The organism is Capnocytophaga sp. oral taxon 326 str. F0382, from assembly GCF_000318295.1.
Classification (GTDB): Bacteria; Bacteroidota; Bacteroidia; order Flavobacteriales; family Flavobacteriaceae; genus Capnocytophaga; species Capnocytophaga periodontitidis.
The window spans coordinates 1-3,134 of the sequence record NZ_KB291385.1; the positions used below are offsets into that span (position 1 = coordinate 1).

Annotated in this window: 6 protein-coding genes; 1 reads left to right on the forward strand and 5 read right to left on the reverse strand. The window is 37.3% G+C overall.

From position 1 onward, the window contains the following. Positions 1 to 162: 162 nt before the first annotated feature. Genes HMPREF9073_RS03820 through HMPREF9073_RS03835 form a run of 5 tightly spaced genes read right to left on the reverse strand, consistent with a single transcriptional unit; the run spans position 163 to position 1,605 of the window. A complete protein-coding gene (locus tag HMPREF9073_RS03820) occupies positions 163 to 444 on the reverse strand; it encodes a hypothetical protein (RefSeq protein WP_009412680.1) in 282 nt (93 codons plus the stop codon). A gap of 24 nt (positions 445 to 468) precedes the next feature. Further along, positions 469 to 600, reverse strand: coding sequence for a hypothetical protein (locus tag HMPREF9073_RS16495; RefSeq protein ID WP_009412681.1), 132 nt, complete (start codon positions 598 to 600; stop codon positions 469 to 471). Positions 601 to 605: 5 nt separating this feature from the next. Next, on the reverse strand, positions 606 to 794 hold the full coding sequence (locus HMPREF9073_RS15885) for a hypothetical protein (RefSeq protein ID WP_009412682.1): 189 nt from the start codon (positions 792 to 794) through the stop codon (positions 606 to 608). Continuing rightward, entirely contained in the window at positions 784 to 1,398 is a 615-nt protein-coding gene (locus HMPREF9073_RS03830) for an antA/AntB antirepressor family protein (RefSeq protein WP_009412683.1), read from the reverse strand. The genes HMPREF9073_RS15885 and HMPREF9073_RS03830 overlap by 11 nt, the downstream gene beginning before the upstream one ends. Positions 1,399 to 1,404: 6 nt before the next feature. Continuing rightward, entirely contained in the window at positions 1,405 to 1,605 is a 201-nt protein-coding gene (locus tag HMPREF9073_RS03835; RefSeq protein WP_009412684.1) for a hypothetical protein, read from the reverse strand. A gap of 100 nt (positions 1,606 to 1,705) precedes the next feature. Here HMPREF9073_RS03835 and HMPREF9073_RS03840 point away from each other — a divergent pair, with 100 nt between their 5' ends. Continuing rightward, positions 1,706 to 2,533, forward strand: a complete 828-nt coding sequence (locus HMPREF9073_RS03840) for a S24 family peptidase (RefSeq protein ID WP_009412685.1) — start codon at positions 1,706 to 1,708, stop codon at positions 2,531 to 2,533. Positions 2,534 to 3,134: the final 601 nt, after the last annotated feature.

Sequence of the window (3,134 nt, forward strand, 5' to 3'; positions counted from 1 at the left end):
TTTTTTTTTGGCGTTTGCCTTGCTCCCCAGTGCAGTTGCGAGCTGCGCTTAATGCTGTTGGTCATACCAACCACTGGGGAAAACAACAATAAAATCAAAATATAAAAAACGTGATGTAGTGTTATTAGTGGTACTCTATTTTTTCTCTTTTTACGACGATACCTAAGAAGGTAGTGCGTATTTCTCTGCCGATGATAAGGTAAATGGTTTTTTCTTTAATTTAAAATTGAGTTTAATTTTTTTAATTTCAAAGGTTTTCATACCTTCATTGCTGTAAAAGGTAATATGAAAACAACTGCCGTAGGCATCTCTAATCATTTGCTGTACTTCGGGGTGGTTGAAAGCCTCTTGATAGCTTTCTACCTCAATACTGGGCACTACTCCTGCAAGGGTGTAGGTGCTTTTTCCTTTGCGCACGCGCCGTAAGTGTACTTCTAATTTCATTTTTAATAGGGTTTAAAGGGTTTTTTAAATGTTTGAAAGTTGGCGAGCTGCTTCCCGCTTCAAAAGTTCTTTAACGATAGGGCGAACCTCTTTAAGTTCCTCTGCGATAACTTCTCGTATCAATGGTGCGAGAAGTTTTTTTAGTAGCTTTTTCATAGTGTTTAAACGTTTTCTAAATGCTCTATAAAATAAATGTAAATTCCTCCATCTCCGAAGTCTACATCTACACGAGTGTCCTCTCCTACGTTGTAGACTTTAAGGACTATACCGACTCCTTCTTTCATTACCCAGCCAAATTCATCTGGAATTTCTCTTACTTTGTCTCCTACTTTCATAGTGTTATGCTTCATAAAGTTTTAACGATAATTGTACTACTTGTGGCAGTCCTTGGACCTTGGTAAGTTGCTGATAACCGTTTTTGAGTTGCAAAAGGGCTTCGGCAAACTCTTTATTTATATACCACTTGCCTTCGGCGGTGCGGTAGAAGTGCTGGGGGTGCTTTTTGATGCGGCGAAAATACTGCCCACTGGTAACTGAGTACTGGTGTAATAGCAACCACTCTATATAGGGCAGAGCTTCCTTGCCGTAGACATTGAGAGAGGGGGGCATTTTGATGATAGATTGCTGGGCTATCTTTTCCATTTCAATGAAGTAACGGCGTATTTTCCTGCCCCATTCATTGCGTTCTACCATTGCCAGCTCTTTTGCCATATTGACAGTAAGGTAATAGTCTATTCTATGACGAAAACCTCCGTGCGTTGAAACTTGACTCGCCAATTTTGGCGAACGTTGATTTTCAATAAAATAATCTTCATTTTCAATGAAACCATATTCTTGGATACGTCCTTTTATCCAATTGGAAAAGTCTCTACCTGTTTGAAGTTTTCGGTGAAGCTCGCGGGCATCTACTAATTGAACGCCCTTTTGCTCGGTGATTGTGATTAGTTTGTCCATAGATTGTTAATTGTTTGAATTTGTTTTTAAATCTACTTGCACTTTGTCAGCCTCTTGCTGTAGTAGTTCTTTAGCGCGCTGACGAATGTTTTGCTGTACTTCGGAGTTGTACACATAGGCGAGAGCCATTTCCACAGTTTGAGTGGTTACGCTCATCTCTTTTGCAATTTGTTTCTTTAATTCGTAAACAATTCTTATTTTTTTCATACATTTGTCCCGTTAAATGTTGTTATTAATTTTCGGGGCAAAAGTATAGACAATAGTTTAAACTTGCAAATTATTTTTAAACTTTTTTCTAATTATTTTTATGAAGGCAATAAACAGAGTTATTCATTACATTGATAATAAAGGAATTAACAATAGTTCCTTTGAAAAGATATGTGGACTATCCAATGGCTATTTAGGTACCCAACTAAAGCGAAATGCCGACTTAGGAGAGGGGGTTTTAAATAAAATATTAGACAATTGTTTAGATATGAGTCCCGAATGGCTACTCACGGGCAAAGGGTCTATGATTAAAGATGAGGCTATAAAAGGTACTCCAGTAGAGGTTGTTGCTCCTATAAAGGTAGAAGGTAAAAGCCTAATGCCTAAAGTGATAGTATTAAAAGACGAAGATGATGAGAAAGAACGTATTCCACTGGTACCTATAATGGCACAAGCGGGCTACCTTAAAGGGTATGATGACCCTAAGTATATAAGAAAACTTCCAATGTATAACCTACCAGGTATGAGGAATGGTACTTTTCGTATGTTTCAGGTGGAAGGTTTATCAATGTACCCTACTTTGCAGAGTGGTAGCTATGTAGTGGGGCAATTTGTAGAGGACTGGCAGCATATTTCAGACAATAGAATATATGTAGTAGTTAGTAAAGAAGGTGTAATTGTAAAACGCGTACTTAATAGAATAGAGAAGTACGGAAGCCTATATTGTAGGTCAGACAATCGCGTTTTTCCTCATATAAACGTAGATCTAAAAGATGTAAGAGAGGTATGGGAGTGCAAAATGCACCTTTCCTTTGAGTTTCTTGACCCCATACCTGAGTATCAAAAAATTGCAGACTTACAAGCAGATATGCACTTCTTAAAACAACGTGTAGAACAATTAGAGGAAGAAAAAACAGAAGTTTTATAGGGGCAAAGTGGATATTTATACCAGAGAAACCATACCCTTTTTATATATTTTTGAAATAAAAAGCTAATAATCAGTATTTTATATGAAAATAAACTTTAAAAAGCACTACAATACACCCCCCTTTACTCTGCAAAAAAGCCCATTGGTTGCACAAAAAAGAGGGTATAACCTACTCCACTACCCTAAAAATAGCCAAAAAGTGTCCCCCTAACTGTCCCCCTAAGTGTCCCCCTAATACTAAAAAGAGGGTATTTTTAGGCTTGGGTGGGTGGGTACCTTTTGGGGGTATTTTCAACCCCTCAAAAGGTGGCTTTAGTGGTTGCTATAAGATACAAAAAAACGCCCTAAATGGGCGTTATTATTGGGGTTTGGGGCTTTTTGGGGGTGTTATAGAGGAGTAATTACGGTATGCGGTATTTTAAGGCTAAAAAAGGGCTTTTTCAATTACGCTAAATATACGGTAAATTACGGTATCCTGTACATTTCATTTTATCGGGCTTTTTTGTAAGTTGTTTATTTATAAATGTTTAAGGAGTAGGATATGTACATTTCATTATAATGTTCTTACTGACGGTGAATTATTTTGTGAATATATTATGAT